The sequence below is a fragment of the Parasphingorhabdus sp. SCSIO 66989 genome, from assembly GCF_032852305.1.
Taxonomy (GTDB): domain Bacteria; phylum Pseudomonadota; class Alphaproteobacteria; order Sphingomonadales; family Sphingomonadaceae; genus Alterisphingorhabdus; species Alterisphingorhabdus coralli.
In genome coordinates this window covers 2098143-2118646 of record NZ_CP136594.1, presented here as the reverse complement: position 1 = coordinate 2118646, position 20504 = coordinate 2098143, and the positions used below count along the sequence as shown (strand labels likewise).

Annotated in this window: 20 protein-coding genes; 12 read left to right on the top strand and 8 right to left on the bottom strand. The window is 57.2% G+C overall.

The window, feature by feature from the left end; translation table 11 throughout:
* Positions 1–106 precede the first annotated feature (106 nt).
* On the bottom strand, positions 107–1444 hold the full coding sequence (locus tag RB602_RS09830; protein WP_317080385.1) for an MATE family efflux transporter: 1338 nt from the start codon (positions 1442–1444) through the stop codon (positions 107–109).
* Here RB602_RS09830 and RB602_RS09825 point away from each other — a divergent pair.
* Together RB602_RS09825 and RB602_RS09820 are read left to right on the top strand one after the other, a co-directional pair.
* A complete protein-coding gene (locus RB602_RS09825) occupies positions 1443–1688 on the top strand; it encodes a hypothetical protein (RefSeq protein ID WP_317080384.1) in 246 nt (81 codons plus the stop codon). The genes RB602_RS09830 and RB602_RS09825 overlap by 2 nt on opposite strands.
* A 27-nt stretch (positions 1689–1715) precedes the next feature.
* Positions 1716–2003 carry a YMGG-like glycine zipper-containing protein gene (locus RB602_RS09820; protein ID WP_317080383.1) on the top strand — a complete coding sequence of 96 codons (288 nt, stop codon included), beginning with the start codon at positions 1716–1718 and terminating at the stop codon, positions 2001–2003.
* Between the two features lie 29 nt (positions 2004–2032).
* On the opposite strand, the gene RB602_RS09815 is transcribed toward RB602_RS09820, so the two are convergent.
* Genes RB602_RS09815 through RB602_RS09805 form a run of 3 tightly spaced genes read right to left on the bottom strand, consistent with a single transcriptional unit; the run spans position 2033 to position 4370 of the window.
* Positions 2033–3388, bottom strand: a complete 1356-nt coding sequence (locus RB602_RS09815) for a GntP family permease (protein ID WP_317080382.1) — start codon at positions 3386–3388, stop codon at positions 2033–2035.
* Positions 3389–3405: 17 nt separating this feature from the next.
* Complete coding sequence (locus RB602_RS09810) at positions 3406–3864, bottom strand: vgr related protein (protein WP_317080381.1); 459 nt, start codon at positions 3862–3864, stop codon at positions 3406–3408.
* Positions 3865–3893: 29 nt separating this feature from the next.
* A complete protein-coding gene (locus RB602_RS09805; protein WP_317080380.1) occupies positions 3894–4370 on the bottom strand; it encodes a copper chaperone PCu(A)C in 477 nt (158 codons plus the stop codon).
* A 169-nt stretch (positions 4371–4539) separates the two neighbouring features.
* Between RB602_RS09805 and dnaK the strand changes: the two genes are divergently transcribed.
* Complete coding sequence (dnaK, locus tag RB602_RS09800) at positions 4540–6480, top strand: molecular chaperone DnaK (protein ID WP_317080379.1); 1941 nt, start codon at positions 4540–4542, stop codon at positions 6478–6480.
* Between the two features lie 142 nt (positions 6481–6622).
* Positions 6623–7738, top strand: coding sequence for a molecular chaperone DnaJ (dnaJ, locus tag RB602_RS09795; protein ID WP_317080378.1), 1116 nt, complete (start codon positions 6623–6625; stop codon positions 7736–7738).
* 31 nt (positions 7739–7769) lie between these two features.
* On the opposite strand, the gene RB602_RS09790 is transcribed toward dnaJ, so the two are convergent.
* The gene (locus RB602_RS09790; RefSeq protein WP_317080377.1) at positions 7770–10205 is read right to left on the bottom strand and encodes a patatin-like protein; all 2436 of its coding nucleotides are present in this window, start codon (positions 10203–10205) and stop codon (positions 7770–7772) included.
* 126 nt (positions 10206–10331) lie between these two features.
* Here RB602_RS09790 and radA point away from each other — a divergent pair, with 126 nt between their 5' ends.
* Genes radA through RB602_RS09770 form a run of 4 tightly spaced genes read left to right on the top strand, consistent with a single transcriptional unit; the run spans position 10332 to position 14475 of the window.
* The gene (gene radA, locus RB602_RS09785) at positions 10332–11696 is read left to right on the top strand and encodes a DNA repair protein RadA (RefSeq protein WP_317080376.1); all 1365 of its coding nucleotides are present in this window, start codon (positions 10332–10334) and stop codon (positions 11694–11696) included.
* Positions 11697–11706: 10 nt separating this feature from the next.
* On the top strand, positions 11707–12207 hold the full coding sequence (locus RB602_RS09780) for a CvpA family protein (RefSeq protein ID WP_317080375.1): 501 nt from the start codon (positions 11707–11709) through the stop codon (positions 12205–12207).
* On the top strand, positions 12207–12656 hold the full coding sequence (locus RB602_RS09775; RefSeq protein ID WP_317080374.1) for an iron-sulfur cluster assembly scaffold protein: 450 nt from the start codon (positions 12207–12209) through the stop codon (positions 12654–12656). The genes RB602_RS09780 and RB602_RS09775 overlap by 1 nt, the downstream gene beginning before the upstream one ends.
* 13 nt (positions 12657–12669) lie before the next feature.
* Positions 12670–14475, top strand: a complete 1806-nt coding sequence (locus RB602_RS09770; protein ID WP_317080373.1) for a monovalent cation:proton antiporter-2 (CPA2) family protein — start codon at positions 12670–12672, stop codon at positions 14473–14475.
* A 9-nt stretch (positions 14476–14484) separates the two neighbouring features.
* Here RB602_RS09770 and RB602_RS09765 read toward each other — a convergent pair whose 3' ends face one another.
* The 3 genes from RB602_RS09765 to RB602_RS09755 are packed head-to-tail and all read right to left on the bottom strand — an operon-like array spanning position 14485 to position 16317.
* Positions 14485–14631 carry a DUF2256 domain-containing protein gene (locus RB602_RS09765; protein WP_317080372.1) on the bottom strand — a complete coding sequence of 49 codons (147 nt, stop codon included), beginning with the start codon at positions 14629–14631 and terminating at the stop codon, positions 14485–14487.
* Complete coding sequence (aroB, locus tag RB602_RS09760; protein WP_317080371.1) at positions 14624–15748, bottom strand: 3-dehydroquinate synthase; 1125 nt, start codon at positions 15746–15748, stop codon at positions 14624–14626. The genes RB602_RS09765 and aroB overlap by 8 nt, the downstream gene beginning before the upstream one ends.
* Positions 15736–16317, bottom strand: coding sequence for a shikimate kinase (locus RB602_RS09755; RefSeq protein ID WP_406568350.1), 582 nt, complete (start codon positions 16315–16317; stop codon positions 15736–15738). The genes aroB and RB602_RS09755 overlap by 13 nt, the downstream gene beginning before the upstream one ends.
* 139 nt (positions 16318–16456) lie before the next feature.
* On the opposite strand from RB602_RS09755, the gene RB602_RS09750 reads away from it, so the two are divergent.
* The 4 genes from RB602_RS09750 to RB602_RS09735 are packed head-to-tail and all read left to right on the top strand — an operon-like array spanning position 16457 to position 20469.
* A complete protein-coding gene (locus RB602_RS09750; protein ID WP_317080369.1) occupies positions 16457–16615 on the top strand; it encodes a hypothetical protein in 159 nt (52 codons plus the stop codon).
* On the top strand, positions 16615–18519 hold the full coding sequence (locus RB602_RS09745; RefSeq protein WP_317080368.1) for a hypothetical protein: 1905 nt from the start codon (positions 16615–16617) through the stop codon (positions 18517–18519). Before RB602_RS09750 ends, RB602_RS09745 begins: the two co-directional genes overlap by 1 nt.
* 6 nt (positions 18520–18525) lie before the next feature.
* Positions 18526–19467, top strand: coding sequence for a tyrosine recombinase (locus RB602_RS09740; RefSeq protein ID WP_317080367.1), 942 nt, complete (start codon positions 18526–18528; stop codon positions 19465–19467).
* 51 nt (positions 19468–19518) lie between these two features.
* Entirely contained in the window at positions 19519–20469 is a 951-nt protein-coding gene (locus RB602_RS09735; protein ID WP_317080366.1) for an acetyl-CoA carboxylase carboxyltransferase subunit alpha, read from the top strand.
* Positions 20470–20504: the final 35 nt, after the last annotated feature.

Here is a 20504-nt window from a genome sequence, read left to right as displayed (position 1 = left end):
TTCACGCGGAGGCGCGGAGACGCGAAGAGTTTAACTCCGCGTCTCCGCGCCTCCGCGTGAATCATATTAAAGTCTTGGCCCTGCCTGCGCAGGGCCGACTGGAAGGTTAGGTTGGTTCAGGAACCAATCCCAGTCGATCCCGCATCATCCAGCGGGTAAGCATCAATATCGCCACCACGGCAAGCCCGGACGCGAGGCCGGTCCAGATGCCGACGCCATCCCAGTCGGCCCAAAAGGCTAGTCCCGCGCCGACGCCGATGCCGACGACCCAATAGCCGAATGCCGCGAACACCATCGGTATCCGCGTATCCTGCAACCCGCGCAGCATCCCCGCACCGACCACCTGCGCGCCATCGGCGATCTGGAAGATGGCGGCGAGCATCAGGAAATCCACGGCCAAAGCCAAAACCGCATAGGCATCCGGGTTATCATAGTCGATAAACAGGCTGGCCAGCTCCACCGGGAACAGCCAGAGGCTCAGCGCCATCAAGGTCATAAAGCCGGTCCCCAGCACAAAGGCGGTCCAACCGGCGCGGTGGATCATTGCCGGGTCACGACGGCCATGGCCAAGACCGACGCGCACCGTGGCGGCTTGCGCCAGCCCCATCGGCACCATGAAGCTGATCGAGGCGATCTGCAGTGCGATGGCATGGGCAGCGACCGATAGCGTATCGATCCAGCCCATCAGGATCACGGCAATCGAGAATACACCGCCTTCCAGCCCGAAGGATACGGCAATGGGTAGGCCAAGGCTCCACACAGCGCGATAGCGTGCCCAGTCGGCGCGCCAGAAATTGCCGAATAGCCTATAGCGGCGAAACTGTTTATCCGAAGTCAGTACGATGATCATGCCCATCACCATCAGGGCGTTACAGGCGATACTGGCTATGCCGGCGCCCATAATACCGAGCGCAGGGAAGCCGAAATTGCCGAAGATGAGTGCATAGTTGACCAATATATTCGCCAAAACCCCGATAATGCCGATCACCAGCGACCATAAGGGCCGCTCGAGTGCGGAGATAAAGTTGCGCATCACCATCAGCATCATGAACGGCAGGATGGAGAGCATATAGACGCGAACATAGATTTCAGCCTTGGCGGCGAGCTCAGGCTTCTGGCCCATTTGGATCAACAGCGCCTCGGCCTGCCACAGCACCAGCCAGATGGGGATGATAATGGTAACAGCGACCCAGAAGCTCTGGCGGAAGGTGCGGCGGACATCGCGCACGCTGTTGTGCATCCGGCCAAATTCGCTGGCGAACATAGGCGCGCTGGCGGTCATCAGGCCCATGCAGAAAATCGCGGCCAGCATGCAGAGGTTAAAACCGAGCGAAGCAGCGGCGAGATCCTCCGCACCCAACCAGCCGATCATCAGCACATCGGTCGCGCTTATCAGCGACATGGTGAGGTTAGTCAGGATCAGTGGCCATGACAGATTCACCATGGCGCGCAGCTCCACCCGCCATGGCGAGGGCAGTGATATGATTGGAGGAGATGCGCGCGTAGCCATGGGGCTGCGTCTAGGCCTGTCCGTTCTGAAAGGCCATAGAGTGTGTGGCGTTTATCATCACTTTCACGGCCAATTACGCGCCATAGATTTCTTCTATGACACCACCCGTCGCATTGTATCGATTTCGCAATTTTCGTTCAGCCAGCGTCTATCAAGTGACGTTATTTTACATAACTGAACAGGGCGAAATATGAGGAGAAACACAATGCGTAAAGTAATGTTGGCAGTTCCCGTTGCTATGGCTCTCACCGTTTCGGCCTGTGCCGGAAACTATGCGGCCGAGGGCGCAGGTGTTGGCGCAGTGGGTGGCGCGATTATCAGCGGTGTGACCGGCGGTGATGTCATAGAAGGCGCGGCTATCGGTGCTGCTGCTGGTGCAGCCGTCGGCTATTTTGTCGACAAGAACGACGAGTGTGACGGCTATAACCGCAATGGCCGTCTTGATGATGATTGCTATGGGCTGGACGGCTATCCTGACCGCCGTCCGGACTGAACCACCGAGAGTTTGCGTTGGTCTGTTGATCAAGACAGGCTGAAACAGGCCAACGCTACCCCCAATCCGATAATCGGAACGATAACCGTCAGGGTTCCTACAGCGGGATAGGCGGCGGCATGGGTTTCGCCGCACACGGCGCGGATGGTTGTCACCACATAGCCATTATGCGGCAGGCTATCGAGCGCGCCCGAGGCTATGGCGACAGTGCGGTGCAGCTGATCGGGATTGGCCCCGGCATCGATATAATGCGGCGCGATCAACGGCAGGGCGATGCTCTGCCCACCTGAGGCCGAGCCGGTAAGACCGGCGATAACCGTGACCGCAATAGCAGCACCGATCAGCGGATCGCCGGGTAGGGCCTGTACCGCAGCCAGTGCTTCCTGGAAGGCGGGTGTCAGCTTTGCGACAGCACCAAAGCCGACAACCGCGCAGGTGTTGACGATCGCAATAACCGCACTCACCGCGCCGCGCGAAAAGGCATCCGGCATCGAATGGCGCGAGCGCCAGCCAACCGCGATCGCGACTGCTGCGCCGCTGCCCAGAGCGACAACCAGGGCCCATTTACCGAGCGATTCTGCGGGGAGGATAGCGGACAAGACGCCAACAGATTGCGGATATTGGAAGACAAGAAAGACCGCGAGTACCGCGGCCAGTGGCAAAATGCACAGTAATGGTGGCGGCAGATTGCGCAATTTGTCGTGCGCAGTATCGCTGTCGCGTTCGATAAAATGCTCTCCGCGTGCCACCGCGCGCCGTACCATATATTGCAGCCAGATATAGCCCAGGCCTGCCATTAGCAGCGCCACCAACAGGCTAACCTCCCAAGCGGCATAGGCGGTCGTACCGAGATACTGCATCGGGATCAGGTTCTGGATTTCCGGCGATCCCGCGCTGGTCATGGTAAAGGTCACCGAACCAAAGGCCAGAGCCGCCGGAATAAAGCGGCGCGGAAGATTGGCCTCGCGGAAGAGATGCACCGCCAGCGAATAGACCGAAAAGCTGACGATAAAGACGCTGACCCCGCCATAGGTCAGCACTGCGCAGGCCAGGACAACCGCAAGAACCGCATAGCGGATACCAATGCGTTCGACGATCCAGTGCGCGACACTGGCGGCAGCACCACTGGCGCCCATAATCTCGCCAAAGATCGCCCCGAGCAGGAACATGAAGAACCAGTCAGCGAAAAAGCCGGTGAAGCCCGCCATATAGGCACTGGCGAAATCGGGTGCTTCATTGATCGCCATGGGAGGCAGCAAGGCCAATCCCGATGTCAGCGCTACTACTAGTGCGGCAATCGGCGCGGCAAGCAGGATATTGACCCCGCGCACCGTCATCCAGATCAGGAGGGCAAGACCACCAACCAGGCCAATTGCGCTCAGCATGTCTTGTCTCGCATCATTCAGGCAATCCGGCTGGCAATCGGCGTGAAAGGCAAAACGCCTTCATACTGCTCCAGCGAAGGCGCACCGGGTAGGGTAGCGCCTTCGCGCAGCAGATAGACATGACGCACAATCTCTGCCTGCTGCTCTATGCCATAGCGCTCCAGCGTCCATCCCGGTTTCAGGCTATAGCCATAACGGGCAAAGGGAAGCCGTTTCAGCGGCAGGAATATGCCCTGTTGATGCTGCCAGACATGCACCATCTCGTGGATAAACAGCCCGCGCAGGCCAATGCGTTCTTGCGAGAAATCCTCGCTCCAATAGGGGCTGTGCGGGTGGAAATGGATATGACCGAGCGGTGCCATCACCGTCTTGCGCGGCTGGAACCAGAACCATTTGCTGTGGCACAGCTGCACGGGCGCAAGGTCAATGGCATCGCCAAAGACTGATTGCACCAAAGCGATTTCGCCCGAGGTCAACGGGCGCCCCTTATGCGGAAAGAACGCGATTATTCGCTGTCCGCACCAATGGTTGTGGCTTTGGCTTTAACGTCGACGGTCATGTCATCACCAAAGTTCAGCGTCATATCAACTTCCGCGCCATCTTCAGGCTTGGCCATACCAAAGACCATGACATGCTTGCCGCCGCGCTCAAAGCTGACCGTTTCACCGGCACCGACGGTGACCGACTCAATGGCCTTCATCGAAGCAACGCCGTCTTTCTCGACGGTTTCATGCAACTCTACTCTTTCCGCGCCTTCAACCGAAGCACTAGTCAGGTTCTGCTCGGTTTCGCCTCCAGTAATGGTGAAATAGGCGGCGGCAGGACGTCCTTCTACGGGTGAGAAAGCGACTTCGGCATCGGTAACGCTCAGTTCGCTTGAAGCTTCTGTGGCTTCTTCTGCCGGTGCTTCAGTCTCTGCAGGCTGATCACATGCCGCAAGGCCAAGGGTCAAAAGGGCAGGAAAGATAAGAATAGAACGCATTTTATATCTCACTTTTTTCACATGTTTACGGCCTTGAAGGCTCAGACGGTCTTCCTAGTTAGCTACACGTCTTGTGCCAAGCAAAATGGCTCCTATATCGCTTTCGGGAAGGGAGGCTTTGCGGCGGCGCAGGGCCGAAAATCTGTATTTACGCAAGATTGAGGATCTTATGGCTAAAGTAATTGGTATTGATTTGGGCACCACCAACAGCTGTGTGGCCGTGATGGAGGGCGACAAGCCCAAGGTTATCGAGAATTCCGAGGGGGCTCGGACGACACCATCTATTGTTGCGTTCACCAAGGATGGCGAGCGTTTGATCGGTCAGCCGGCCAAGCGCCAGGCGGTGACCAACCCGGATAACACCATTTTTGCAGTGAAGCGCCTGATCGGTCGTCGCTTTGATGACCCGATGACCAAGAAGGATATGGAACTTGTCCCCTATGAGATCGTCAAGGGCGGCAATGGCGATGCCTGGGTGAAAGCCGGTGGCGAGGATTACAGCCCGTCGCAGATTTCTGCCTTCACGCTGCAGAAGATGAAGGAAACCGCTGAGAGCTATCTCGGTGAGACAGTGACGCAGGCGGTGATTACCGTTCCGGCGTACTTCAACGACGCTCAGCGTCAGGCGACCAAGGACGCAGGCAAGATTGCCGGTCTGGAAGTATTGCGCATCATTAACGAGCCAACCGCAGCCGCACTGGCCTATGGTCTCGAAAAGAATGACGGTAAGACAATTGCGGTTTATGACCTTGGCGGCGGTACCTTCGATATCTCGATCCTCGAAATTGGCGATGGCGTATTTGAGGTGAAGGCCACCAATGGTGACACCTTCCTTGGCGGTGAGGACTTTGACTCCAAGGTCGTTCAGTTCCTCGCTGGCGAGTTTGAGAAGGCCGAGGGCATTGACCTGACCAAGGATAAGCTGGCTCTGCAGCGTCTGAAAGAAGCGGCGGAAAAGGCGAAGATTGAGCTTTCTTCGGCACAGACCACTGAGGTCAACCTGCCATTCATTACCGCTGACCAGAATGGTCCGAAGCACCTGGTGAAAACCATCAGCCGCTCAGACCTTGAGAAGATGGTCGCTGACCTGATCAAGCGCACACTTGAGCCTTGCAAAAAGGCATTGGCTGATGCGGGTATGAAGGCCGCTGAAATTGACGATGTTGTCATGGTCGGTGGTATGACACGTATGCCCAAGGTCCGCGAAGTCGTGAAAGACTTTTTCGGCAAGGAACCACATACCGGTGTGAATCCGGATGAAGTTGTCGCCATGGGCGCTGCTATTCAGGCAGGCGTGCTGCAGGGCGATGTTAAAGACGTGCTGCTGCTTGATGTGACCCCGCTTTCGCTGGGTATCGAGACTCTCGGCGGCGTATTCACCCGCATGATCGACCGTAACACTACCATCCCGTCGAAAAAGTCGCAGACCTATTCGACCGCTGACGATAATCAGCAGGCGGTGACCATCCGTGTGTTCCAGGGCGAACGCGAAATGGCGGCGGACAACAAGCTGCTCGGCCAGTTTGATCTGGTCGGTATTCCACCCGCACCGCGCGGTGTACCGCAAATCGAAGTGACCTTTGATATCGACGCCAATGGCATTGTGAATGTCAGCGCCAAGGACAAGGGCACCGGCAAGGAACAGCAGATACGTATTCAGGCATCTGGCGGTCTCTCCGATAATGATATCGAGCAGATGGTACAGGATGCCGAGAAGTTTGCCGAAGAAGACAAGCAGCGGCGTGAAGCGGCGGAAGCCAAGAACAATGCCGAAAGCCTCGTCCACCAGACCGAGAAGCAGCTTGAAGAGCATGGTGACAAGATCGACGCTGGCCTGAAGTCCGAAATCGAAGCGGCGGTTGCCGAAACCAAGACCGCGATTGAAGGCGAAGACGCCGAAGCGATGAAGACCAAGTCAGAAGCGCTGGCACAGGTTGCAATGAAGCTGGGTCAGGCGATTTATGAGCAGGAACAGGCCGCTGGCGGTGCTGCTGCTGACGCTGCGCCGGGCGATGATGCTGGTGCTGAAGCCAATGACGATGTTGTCGATGCCGAGTTCTCCGAAGTCGATGACAGCGAAGAAGACGACGACAAAAAGGCAGCGGAATAATTTTCGCTGACAGACTTTCTCAGCCCTAAAACCGTTAGGGCTGAGCTTGTCGAAGCCCGTCTCTCGTTACGAGAAGCGCCCTTCGACTGGCTCAGGGCTAACGGTTAGGTGGCTGGGCGAAGCGCTCGCTAAGGCATAGTTTATGGCTGCAGATACCGAATTTTATGACCTGCTTGGCGTTGCTTCCAATGCCAGTGATCAGGAGCTGAAATCTGCCTATCGCAAAAAGGCGATGCAATATCATCCGGACCGCAATCCGGGTGATGCCGAAGCGGAAGCGAAGTTCAAAGCGCTGGGTGAGGCCTATGAGTGCCTGAAAGACCCGCAGAAACGCGCTGCCTATGACCAATATGGCAAAGCCGCGTTTGAAGGCGGTATGGGCGGTGGACCGGGAGGCCCCGGTGGCTTTTCCGATATTGGTGACATCTTCGACACCATTTTCGGCGGCGGCGGCTTTGGCGGCCAGCAACGCCGTGGTCCCGCGCGTGGTGCGGATCTGCGTTATGATATGGAAATATCGCTGGAAGATGCGTTTCACGGCAAATCCACAGAGATAGATATCGATGTCTCCGTCGTTTGCGATACATGTGGCGGCACCGGCGCGGAACCTGGCACAAGCACGCGGATGTGTAATCTCTGCTCGGGCACTGGCAAAATCCGGGCGCAGCAGGGCTTTTTCGTGGTAGAACGGACCTGCCCCAATTGTCATGGCCGTGGTGAGGTGATTGAAAGCCCGTGCCGCACCTGTGGTGGCGAAGGCCGGATCGACAAGACGCAGACCCTCAAAGTTGATATCCCACCGGGCGTCGACAATGGCACGCGTATCCGCCTGTCAGGCAAAGGCGAGGCCGGGCCGCATGGCGCATCGCCGGGTGATCTCTATATCTTTATCCATATCGCCAAACATGCGCTGTTTGAGCGCGAGGGTACGGCCCTATTCACACAGGTTCCGATCAGCATCACCACGGCTGCGCTGGGCGGAGAAATCCGTATTCCCGGGCTGGATGGCGATGAGAGCGTCATCCGTATTCCGGCAGGCATTCAGTCGGGCAAACAACTGCATCAGCGCGGTGCGGGTATGCCGGTGCTGCAAGGGCGTGGCCGTGGTGATCTGGTGGTGCAGATTGATGTCGAGACACCGACGCGTCTGTCCTCACGCCAGAAGGAATTGCTGCGTGAGTTTCAGGAAACCGAAACCGGTGATGAAAGCCCGCAGAGCAAAGGGTTTTTCAACCGGGTGAAGGATTTTCTCGGCTAAGTAAGCGGTCTTTTTCATCAAGACCGTTTCGTTATTGTGTTTGCTGCGGCTGTTTATCAGAGCCTTTTAACATACGTGACATCAGGCCTTCACTAGCATCTTTTGTGTCAATAGCTTCCGGTGCCGGTATCTTCGCGTCCACCTCGCGCCGGATTTTCGGGACCAGATGGCGATCGGTGCGAAGCCGCTGCTCCTCTTCGTCCAGAACAGCGTGAAACGCCTTGCGCTTGAACTCCTGTATGACCGCAGGATCAAGCGCGCTTGCATCATCTATGGTCGATACCAGCAGATCAATCATTCGCTCTGCACCGTGCAACCGACCCCAGAGATAGTCATTCTCACGATAGGCACGGCTGAAAAACGCGCCGAAACTGTTGAACTCAATGCCCTTTAGAGTGGCATCGGCACCGCCCGCACGGATAGAGGGCGCATCATCGGGGGAGATACGATCGACCTTGATCGGGTCAAACTCATCCAGACCCTCGCCCTGCAATATCGGTAGCGTCGCAATGTCGTAAAACGGAAAGCCGAGATAGGAGAGCAGCATCTCGCGCCGGGCTTCTTTGGGCAGCATCGCCAGCGCCTCACTGATTTTTGCATCGACCTGGTTATCAATACCCCGCAAATTGCGACCCTCTGCGAGCTGTTCGAGGGCCTTGCCGGGCTGTGCAATCGCTATGGCCGCAATTTCGGAGAAGTCTTTGCCGCGCTGATCCTTGGTTTCACATTCGAGGTAGAGCGAGAGACAATTATAAATCGTCTCCTGCATTGCCATCACCGCTTCGGGCGGTGCATTATCGGCATCGGCAATATCCTGCCCCAGTCGCCGCGCCATAAAGCGCAGGCGTCGGACGCGGAAACCCAGATCCTGCGAGCGGAAAAAGCCAATTGCCTGATCAGTCGCGCCGCCCGAACTGCTGGCGAGGTCATCCATGCCCTGCGCCTGCAGATGCTTCCACAAAGTTTCGCGCAGCTCATAGGGATACACCGAACTCGCCTCGGCATGAGCGCGCTTCAGGGTGAAGACAATATCCTCCACAATGCCATTGAGCTTGAGCTGACCATAGGGACCATAGGTAAAGCCCGCCATGCGTGCGGCCTTGTCCTGCGCCTTGTTGCGCCATGCCGCCAGCCTTTTGGGCGTTGGGCGGTCTAGAAAGAGCGTGCGCCCGAACAGCTTGGCGACCGTCTCTTCAACATCGCCGCGCAGATTATCGGTAATCTGCAACATGCGTTGCACCCGCGAACTGCGCCCTTCAATCATCTCCAGATTGTCACGGATCGGCTGCTCGCGCGGAATATCCGATATGGCGCCAAATATCGTCGCAAAAAAGCCGGGCAGGGGGTCTTTATCCCCTTTCTCACGCCGCGCCTTGGCTTTCTCCGCCGTCGCACCGCGAAAATCCGGCTTGGGGTCGATATAGACAAAACGCCGATCCACTTCGCGATGCGCGGGGCGGTTTTTCAGCGCCTCCATTGCCTGCCCGAATGGGGCATTGGTGAGAACAGCGCCATCGACCAAAACCGTATCCTCAATCACATCGCGGGCATATTGCTGCGGCAAGGTCCGCCGCAGAAAACTGTCACGGCTTGGCCATTGGCGCTCTTTCTGTTGCAGGAGCTGATCAATTTCCTGCACTGTAAAAGGCGGAAAGGCACCGGGAAAACTGGCGGTCGCACGCGCGGCGAAGACCAGTTCTGCGGGATCTGCCAGCGGTGTGCTGCCTTCACCGCGTGTCGCCGAGAAACGGATGGTGAGACGATGCTCGGTCTCTACCACCTCGGGCGGACTGTGCAGACGCATCCGTTCCAGATGGCCGTGAAAATCGGTGACGGTGACAAACAGATCAAGCGGTTGGCCATGCGGGATCAACTTTGGCCCTTTCTCCGAAGCCCGCATGGCATCGAGTGCATTATAGAGGAGTTGTGAAAAACCGATGCCGCTAAAAGGCGGCGCAAACCAGCGCGCGCGGATCAGCCGTGACAGCTTGGTCTTGACCTCATTGCGCGCGCTTTTGCTGACTGTGCGTTCCACAGCGCCACCCGGACGCGACAGCGCGAACCACACCAGCGGTTGCGCCCAGAATTTGGTGAAGCGCGAAAGGGGCCGCGCATCAGGATCAAGCAGCACATCAATATCGGCACATTCGAGCCATAAATCGGTCAACGGCTCAAGTGATTCTCCGCTCATCAGCGCCTGCGCCAGAAACACACCATTGATTCCGCCCGCGCTGGTTCCGGCGATGATATCGGGCAGAACCCGCAGCTTCAGATTGCGCTGTTCTGCAATATATTCGAGCAGTGCGCGATAGACGCCTTGTGTGCCATCAACTGCCGGATCATTGGCATGGAAATTCCGGCTCGCACGGGCCAGACGCCATATCTCCTTGGTGATGCCGTGCATATAGACGGCGAGGCTGATCCCGCCATAGCAGACAAGAGCAAGGCGGAGTTCTTTCTGACGCATAGGTTATCATTTGCAGGGCAGGGCATGATTGTCGAGAGGATTTGCGTGATAGCTAGTGCATAAGTTTCTGCTGACAAATCCGATTTTGTTCTCTATCTGTTTCAAAAGATTATCGGGAGCATGGCCTTGCCCAAGACCAAGAAGAAATATGTCTGTCAGGAATGTGGTGCGGTCTCGCATCGCTGGCAGGGGCAGTGTGGTGATTGCGGTGCTTGGAATTCTTTGGTTGAGGAAGTGGGCGAAACCGTCTTTTCGGCCAAGCATGATCTCAGCACCGGCGGGCGCACGATAGCGCTTTCCAAACTGGATGCTGATGTAACGCCACCGCCGCGGCTGACGACCGGAATCGCCGAACTGGACCGTGTGCTGGGCGGCGGACTAGTTCCGGGCTCTGCCATTCTGCTGGGCGGTGATCCCGGGATCGGTAAATCCACATTGCTGCTGCAAGCGTCGGCGCATATGGCGCGGCAGGGGCGCGATATTGTCTATATCAGCGGTGAGGAAGCTGCGGATCAGGTGCGCTTGCGGGGTCAGAGGCTAGGGCTTGGGGATGCGCCGATCAGGCTGGCCGCGGCGACATCGGTGCGCGATATTTTGGCGACGCTGCAGGAGCGCGAGAACACCGCGATGGTGGTGATCGATTCGATCCAGACCATGCATAGCGACCGGATTGAGGGCGCGCCGGGTACAGTGAGTCAGGTGCGCGCTTCGGCGCACGAGCTTATCCGTTATGCCAAGGAAAGCGGTACCGCGATCATATTGGTCGGCCATGTCACCAAGGATGGTTCGATCGCCGGGCCGCGGGTGCTTGAGCATATGGTGGATACCGTTGCCAGCTTTGAAGGCGAGCGCAGCCATCAATATCGCATATTGCGCGCGATCAAGAATCGCTTTGGCGCGACCGACGAGATTGGTGTGTTTGCGATGGAAGGGGCAGGGCTGACCGAGGTAGCCAATCCGTCCTCGCTATTCCTTTCCGAACGCGATGCCAATGTCCCCGGCGCGGTGGTGTTTCCGGCATTGGAAGGCACACGCCCGGTGTTGGTCGAGATACAGGCGCTAACGGTAAAGCTCGCCAGCGGTGCAACTCCGCGTCGCGCGGTGGTTGGCTGGGACAGCGGGCGGTTGGCGATGATATTGGCGGTATTGGAAGCGCGGTGCGGCCTGAATTTCGCGACCTCGGAAGTCTATCTGAACATCGGCGGCGGCTATCGCATCTCTGACCCTGCCGCCGATATAGCAGTAGCGGCGGCGCTTATCTCTGCACTGGCGGATCGTCCTGTGCCGGATGCGTCTATTTTCTTTGGCGAGATTGCGCTGTCCGGTGAGGTGCGCCCCGTGGCGCATGGCAATATCCGGCTGCGCGAGGCGGCGAAGCTGGGTTTTGATCGCGCGATTGCTCCTGCGCAAAAAGATGTCCCTAACGGCATTAGCGTTCAAAATGTCGTTACCCTTGCAAATCTCGTTGACCATATCCTGACGAGTAACTAGCTGCATCCTCGTGACGATTTTCGATATTCTTGTACTGAGCGTGATGGCCATTGCCGCCATTGCCGGGCTTTTCCGCGGCCTCTTGGAGCAGCTACTGTCGCTCGGCGCGCTGCTGGTGGCGGTAGTGCTCATCGGTTTTGCGCATGAGCCGGCGACTGAATATCTCGCTACCATGACTACAAGCGAGACCGGTGCGTCTTTGCTGGCTTATATGGCGCTGTTTCTTATCGGCTATTTCGGCCTGCGCTGGATTGCACGCAGAACTGGCCAGCGTTCGCGTGAATCCTTTTTGGGTCCGATCGACCGGGTACTGGGTTTCGGCTTTGGTATTATCAAAGGCCTGTTGATCAGCACGGTGGTCTTTCTGCTGATTATATTGGTGCATGAATATGCCTATGCCACCAGAGAGCGCCCCGAATGGCTGACCGAAGGGCGGACCTACCCCTTGCTTAACGCCTGTGGAGACCTCATTGTTGACTATCTGGCGGAACGTCAGAGCACTTTGGGGTAATGATGAGTAATTCTGCACTTTATGATCGGGACATTTTGCGACTGGCGGCATCTCTGTATCGATGGCCTCTGGATGATGCTTTTGAACGCATCGTAGAGAAGCGGTCGCCGGTCTGTGGCAGCACTATCAGGCTTGGGTTTGATAGAGACGGGGCCGTTAGGATTAGCCGCATTGGTCTGGATGTTCAGGCTTGTGCTCTAGGCCAGGCATCGGCCGCGATTTTGGCCGGAAATGCCCTTGGCCTATCGCAGGAAGAGGCAGAGTTACGCGCGCAGCACTGTCGCGACCTGCTTGAGGGCAATGAATGTGATGTAACTGAGCTCTGGCCCGATATGATTTTGCTCGCTCGCGCCGCGCCTTATCCGGCGCGGCATGGTGCGATAATGCTGCCATATGAAGCGCTGTCAGTCGCTTTTGCCGACACACCAACCGAGGCGGAAAACGCCTGATGGAGCGCTTTTGATGGAGCATGGCGAAATGCATATGGAGGATATTTTCCTCTCCGGCTTCATTTTGCTCGCCGCGTCACTCGCTTTTGTGCTGCTTTTCCGGCGCTTCGGGCTGGGCGCTGTACTGGGCTATCTTCTCGCCGGTGTATTGATCGGGCCGGGTGTCCTGGGATTGGTACGCGATGGCGAGACGATATTGGTCTTCGCCGAAGTCGGGATTGTGTTGCTGCTGTTTCTCGTTGGTCTGGAACTGGCTCCGGCGCGGCTATGGAAATTGAAACGCGATATTTTCGGATTGGGTCTAGCACAGGTGGCGCTGTGCGGGCTGGCCATGGCCGGTCTTATTTACTTTTTGCGCAACCCAAGCTGGGAGGCCGCATTGGCTATCGGCTTGCCACTCGGTCTTTCATCCACAGCACAGGTCCTGCCGATGCTGCAATCGGAAGGGCGGTTGAATACGCCGACCGGTGAGCGCGCTTTCTCGATCCTCCTATTTCAGGACCTCTCGATTATCCCGCTGATTACGATTATCGCGGCCCTGTCGCGCGCGCCCCAGGCGGAAAATGCGACCGCTGGCTGGTTACTCGCGCTTTATGCAGTGGCAGCGATTATTGGTCTGATCATTATCGGCCATTTTCTGCTGAATCCAATCCTGAAATATATCGGCCGCGTCGCCGAACGTGAGCTCTTTATCGTCGCGGGCCTGTTTGCCGTCTTCGGCAGTGCCTTGCTGATGGCATCTCTTGGCCTCTCGCCTGCACTTGGGGCATTTGTTGCCGGAGTAATGCTGGCCGACTCCCCCTTTCGGCATGAGCTGGAAAGCGACATTGATCCCTTCCGTTCGATCCTGCTTGGCCTGTTCTTTGTCAGTGTTGGCATGATGCTGGATTTAGGTGTTATCGCCAGCAATCCGTTTCTTGTGATTGGCCTTGCTGCGTTGCTGATTGTGACCAAAGTTGCTCTGATTTTCGGTCTCGGCAAACTGTTCGGCATGACCAATTCCGCTGCTTTGGTGTTGGGATTGCTACTGAGCCAGGGCGGTGAATTTGGTTTCGTCCTGTTCAATCAGGCGCAACAGGCGCTGCTGATCGATCCGGAAGCAGCAAGCCTTTATGGTGCTGTGGTCACGCTCTCCATGGTCTGCACACCTTTCCTGATGCTGCTGTCGCGCGGGTTAGGCGGGGTGAAGCAGAAGATTGATCACGATCTGGAGGACCCATCACAGTCTGAAGACTCCGATGCGATCATTATTGGCCATGGCCGCTTTGGCCAGGCGGTGGGGCAGATTCTTGCCGGAGCCAATCTCTCGCTTACCTTTATTGACGTCAAACCGGAGCAGATTGCTGTCAGTGGCACATTCGGCCGGAAGGTTTTCTATGGTGATGGAACCCGTATTGACCTGCTGCGCAGTGCCGGGGCGGACAAGGCGGATTTGCTGATGTTCTGCATGGATGAACGCAATTTCTCCGGCGATCAGCTGGAGGCGATTGCAACAGCCTTCCCCAATGCGCGGATTTTTGTCCGGGTCTATGACCGCGTGCATGAGATGCGCTTAAGTGAGGGCGGTGCCGAAGGCTTGCACCGCGAGGTCATGGAAACCGCGATTTCCATGGCGCGCAACGGGCTGTTGGCCAATGGCCTAGACACCCGCTCGGTAGAAGAGATTGTCAGTGAATACCGTGATCGTGACCGCCAGAGGCTGGAAGCGCAAATGGAAAGCGGTGACATGTATGCCGGCTTGGATATGAGCTTTGGCACGGAAGAATCCAAGGCCTTTGATATCGACGTCACTTTTGCTGCAGATACACCGGGCAAATAGGTATAGAAGCTACTTCTTGCTGCTTTGGCGGCATCGCTGCGAGCAATAGACGACATTATCCCAATCACGCGCCCATTTCTTGCGCCAGGTAAAGGGACGGTTGCACTCCGGGCAGATCTTTTGCGGCAGATCGCGCTTGGCAACGCCATTAGGCATGGATTGCAGGTGCTTTGCTGCGTTGGTCTTCGAGAAAATCGGCAACAGACTGCATGGCAATGTCGCGGGTAATAAATGCTTCGCCAATGCCATGGGTGAGAATGAAGGGCAGCTTGCCGCCGGTCATTTTCTTGTCATGCGCCATATGCGCGACCAAGGTCTCACCGCTCGCAGCGATTCCAACCTCGGCAAGGGTGGTGGGCAGGCCAGTAGCAACAAAATGCGTGCGGAGCCTCTCGGCATTGGCGTTTGGGCAGAAGCCCTGTTCCACCGAGAAATCATGCGCCAGCACCATACCCAGCGCCACCGCCTCACCGTGGAGCAGCCTATCGGAAAACCCGGTCTCCGCCTCCAGCGCATGGCCAAAAGTATGCCCCAGATTGAGCAGGGCGCGGACATTGCGGGTCTCGCGCTCATCCGCAGCGACGATATCCGCTTTGGACCGCAGGCTGTCATAGATCGCTTTTTCCGCGAGATCATGATCGCCTGCCAATAGTGCGGCACCATTCTCGTAGCACCATTCAAAAAAGGCACGGTCATTGATCAGGCCATATTTGACTATCTCGGCATAACCTGCGCGCATTTCTCGCGGGGGCAGGGTGGCGAGCATCTTCGGATCGATTAGCACCGCCTTGGGTTGGTGAAACACACCGATCAGATTTTTACCGGCGCGGCTATTGATCGCGGTCTTGCCGCCGACCGAACTGTCCACCTGCGCCAAAAGACTGGTGGGTATCTGCACAAATTGGCAACCACGTTTGACCAAGGCGCTGGCCAAACCGACCAGATCACCGATCACGCCGCCGCCCAGCGCGACTATGCTCTCGCTGCGTTCTACGCCGTGACCAATCAGCCAGTCGGTCACCGCTTCCAGTTGCACCCAACTTTTGGTTTCCTCGCCTGCCGATAGGGTCAGGATGTGTGCCGTTATCTGTTGTCGACCAAGGGTTTCAGAGAAACGCTGCGCGTACAGCGCGCCGACATTGCTGTCGGTGATGATCAGCAACCGGCCTTTGCTGGCATAGTCCTTAAGCGCAAGTGCTGGATCGTCGAGCAGGCCGGGACTGATGGTGATCGCATAGCTGCGCTCGCCAAGATCAACATTCAGGATTGCCATTGGGCAAGCGCCTCCAATATTCGTTCGACCGTCGCCATATGCGGGCCATTGGCGCTGGTCACGCGCAAATCGGCCTCTGCATAGAGGGGATTACGCTCGGCAGCGAGCTTTGTGAGCACATCACGCGGTGATTTGTTGCGCAGCAATGGACGGGTATCCTTGCGCGAAACCCGCTCCACCAGCGTCTCAAGATCAGCATCAAGCCAAATGGACAAGGCGTCACGCTTTATCAGCGCACGAGTGTCATCATTAACAAATGCACCGCCGCCTGTGGCCAGCACGATAGGGTCTTTGCCGATCAGCCGGGCAATCACCCGGCGTTCGCCATCGCGAAACTGTTTCTCGCCATATTCGTCGAATATCTCGCTGATCGTTCGGTCAGCAGCTTTTTCGATTTCCTCATCGGCATCGACAAAGCGCAGTTTCAGGCTATTGGCCAATCGGCGGCCAATGGTGCTCTTGCCCGATCCCATCAGCCCGACAAGAACAATCGGACGGTCAATTCCTGTCACATCCGCTTGAGATTGCTGTTGTTCCGCTATCTCGGTCCGATTTCGTCCTTGTTGCATGATGGGCATGGCTATAATTGGGTTGAAGAAAGAGGCAAGGGGATAGCATCATATCGTTTCGCCGATTATAGACAGGCGCAAATTTGGGGTGAGACAGACTCTCATCCGGTTAATGCCTTGAAGGAAAAGCAAAAATCAAATGCGTATAGGTCGGTTACTGGGAATAGTTGCAGTATTGCTGGTCGCTCTTGGCGTTGTTGGCTATATCAATGGTGGCGAACAGGCGATGTCGCGTATCGAGGTTCCGCTTGAGCCCAAGGCACCGGAACCGCCGGAGCCAGAGGATTATAGTGAATAATGCCGATGCGAATCCCATCATCCAAAAGTGCAAAGCGCGGCGTGGCATCGGTTTTGGCGATTGCTATGGTCGCCGTCGCTATGGGCCCGATTTACGGTCAGGATCAGGATGAACCTGAATCGCTGTTACCGCCTGGTTTCGGGGATCCCACACCGGTGCCTGCGCCGTCCTCTCCAGCTCCAGCCCCCGCTCCGGCGCCTGCAGCAGCGCCTGCTCCTGCGCCGTCTCCAGCCGGACCTGCTCAAACACCATCACCAACGGGGTCGACCAGCCAACCAGCACCGCCGCCTACTTTACCCGATGCCTCATCCGAGGTGACCGAAGCGGATATTATCCGCGATCAAGATGAGGTCATGCAGGACGCGCTTGTCACCCAAGATCTGGCGCCATCCAGCCTGCCAGCGCGGGCGCGGCGCAATCTTGGCCAGGTCGGGCTTATCGGAACTGACGAAGGTGGCTTTGATTCCTCCGCACTGTCCAATGTGCGCGGCCCTTATATAACCTCGCTTTTGGCCAATATCGACAAGCCGATTGTTTCGCGCTGGGGCCATATATTGCTGAGGCGTGTGCTGGTCAGCGACTTGAAAAGCCCCAGCGGCGCCAATGATACCGACTGGATCGCGGCGCGCACCCGGCTATTGCTCAATATGGGTGAGGCGTCTCTCGCGCGCCATCTGGCGCAGCAGGTTGATGCCGGACGTTATCAGGGGCGGCTCTACAATGTCGCACGCGATGCGGCTCTGGCCAGCGCCGATTTGACCGGCTTCTGTCCAATCGCCAATGGCGGTGCGGCACAAAGCGATGAAAGCAACTGGCAGTTGGTGCTGGCGATCTGTGCCGCGATGTCGGGCAACCAATCCTCGGCTCGAGCCCAGATTGATCGGGCATCACGCAACGCGGTGGCAGACGAGATTGATGTGCTATTGGCGCAAAAGGTTGTCGGAGCCGGGGCCAATAGCCGCCGCGCGGTAACGGTCAATTGGGATGGTGTCGATCGCCTGACACTCTGGCGATTTGGCCTTGCAACAGCAACAGGAGCCGAGCCGCCCGAGGCTCTTTATAATGACACCGACAGACGGTTTAAGGCTTGGCGCGCAGAGAACCCCGCGGTTCCCCTCGAATCGCGCATGCGCTCGGCAGATATTGCGGCTGCGATGGGTGTATTGTCCAATGCTGCTCTGGTTGATCTTTATTCGATCACTTTCGATGAAACCAATATGACCTCCGCGGTGCGCGGACGCACGGTGCTCTTGCGCGAAGCCTATCGTCAGCGCGCGGCTGCTGATCGCATGGCAGCGTTGCAACAGCTTTGGGATGATGCTGGAGACAGTCTTGAGCGCTATGGCAGTCAGGTGCTGACCGCGCGGGCTGCGGCACGTTTCCCGGTCATGAATAACTATGCTGACAGTGCCGATGGATTGGTTGCCGCCATGCTATCGGCAGGGCTTGACCGCAATGCGGTGCGCTGGCGCTCGTTGGTTTCGCAAGGATCCCTTGCCTGGGGGCTGATCGCCGTTGGCCAGCCATCAACAGGCGAGCAGATATCCGAGACCGCGATGCGCAGCTTTGCCGATAGTGACTCAAGTGAGAGTTACCGGAAAACGGCGTTTCTTATCGCCGGCCTTGCCGGACTGGGGCGCACCGATACAGATGCCGCCGAGGATCTGGTGGCGGAATATGGCTATGTCTTGAATAAACAAAGCCGATGGGAAAAGGCACTCAATGATGCCGCAGACACCAATAACGCTGCGTTGACGGTGCTGACTGCTGCTGTTGGTATGCAGGCACAGGACTGGTCGGGCATGTCGCCCGCGCACCTGTTCCATATTGTTCGCGCACTGGACAAGGTCGGCCTGGAAGCCGAGGCACGGATGATCGCCGCAGAGGCGGTAACCCGGGCATAGGCCGTGATGGCGGACCAGCCAGCCTCCAAAGATGCTGATTACATAGCCAGTTTTCTGGCGATGATGGCGGTGGAAAAGGGAACCGCGCCCAATAGCCTTGCTGCTTATGAACGCGACCTGCATCAGGCATCGGAATGGCTGTGCGGCAAATTGGCCATGGCCGATGCTGATACGCTCGCAGCGCTGGCGCAACGCTGGTCAGACTTTGCGCCAACAACCGTATCGCGCAAAATCTCTGCTTTGCGCCAATTCTTTCGTTTCCTTGTCGAAGAACATGTCCGCGACAGCGATCCTTCGCTTTCCTTGACAAGGCCAAAGACCGGCAAAGCGCTACCTAAGACGTTGGACACGGGTGCTGTAGAGCGTCTCTTCACATTATTGGAAGATGAAGCGGCAAAAGAGACCAATGGCACCGCAGCATTGCGCTTATTGGCTATGGTAGAGCTGCTCTATGGTTCAGGGCTGCGAGTCAGTGAATTGGTATCGCTTCCTGCCAGCGCCTATGCGCCTGATAAACGCGTTATGCTGATTACCGGAAAGGGCGGTGCGCAGCGCATGGTGCCTTTGTCGCAGCGAGCGCGGACGGTTCTGGCGGATTGGCGCAAGACTCTGCCGGATGATGCGCAATGGATGTTTCCCTCCCGTAAAGGCCATTTGAGTCGCATCCGTCTGTTCCAATTGCTTAAGGCTGCCGCGGCGCGTGCCGGGCTCAATCCGGATGGCATAAGCCCGCATGTGCTGCGCCATGCCTTTGCCACCCATTTGTTGCAGGGCGGTGCCGATTTGCGCACCCTGCAGGCGATGCTGGGACATGCGGATATTGCGACTACGCAAATCTATACCCATGTTGACGCACAAAGATTGGTGGCGCTGGTCAATGAGCGGCACCCATTGGCGACGCGTTCGGCGAGCGTTCCACATGCCACGCGTAATCAGAGCAGCGATTGACCGCGGAACAACCAGCGGATAACGCAACGCTTTATAACTTAAGGGCCCTAAATGACGAGTTTCCTCGAATTTGAAAAACCCATTGCTGCGCTGCATGCCCGGATAGACGAACTGCGCGAAACGGCAGACCAGGACAGTATCGATCTGGAAGCGGATATCGGCAAATTACAGGCCAAGGCCGACAAGATGCTGGCGCTGACCTATAACAACCTCACGCCCTGGCAGAAAACGCGAGTGGCCCGGCATCCGGATCGCCCGCATTTCCATGACTTTATTGACCATATGTTCAGTGATTTCATGCCCCTATGCGGTGACAGGCTGTTCGCAGAGGATGCCGCTATTATCGGCGGTTTTGCGCGTCTCGGCGAGCATCCGGTCATGGTTATCGGCCATGAAAAAGGGTCTGATACCGAGAGTCGGCTGAAACATAATTTTGGCATGGGCCGACCTGAGGGTTATCGCAAGGCGGTGCGGCTGATGGATATGGCCGAGCGGTTCAAGCTGCCGGTGGTGACGCTGGTCGATACATCCGGTGCTTTTCCTGGCGTAGATGCCGAAGAGCGCGGTCAGGCCGAGGCAATTGCCCGTGCAACAGAGCGCTGCCTATCGCTGCACGTGCCAATGGTGGCGGTTATTGTCGGCGAGGGCGGTTCTGGCGGAGCGATTGCCTTGGCGGCGGCGGAACGTGTGTTGATGTTGGAACATGCTGTGTATTCCGTAATCTCGCCAGAAGGGTGCGCATCAATTCTCTGGCGCACAGCAGACAAGGCGGACGAGGCAGCCGAAGCTATGCGCATTACCGCACAACAGCTGAAAGCATTGGGGGTCATTGATCGCATCGTTGATGAGCCCATTGGCGGCGCGCATCGTGATCCGACAGGCACCATGACGGCTTTGCGCCAGGCCATCAGCGAAGAACTTGACGAACTGTTGACCAAGACGGCCGTCGAAAGGCGGCAAATGCGGCAGGACAAATATCTTGCCATTGGTGAAATAGTTTAGAACCGGAACCGTCGCCGCGTCGTTTGTTGGCGCGA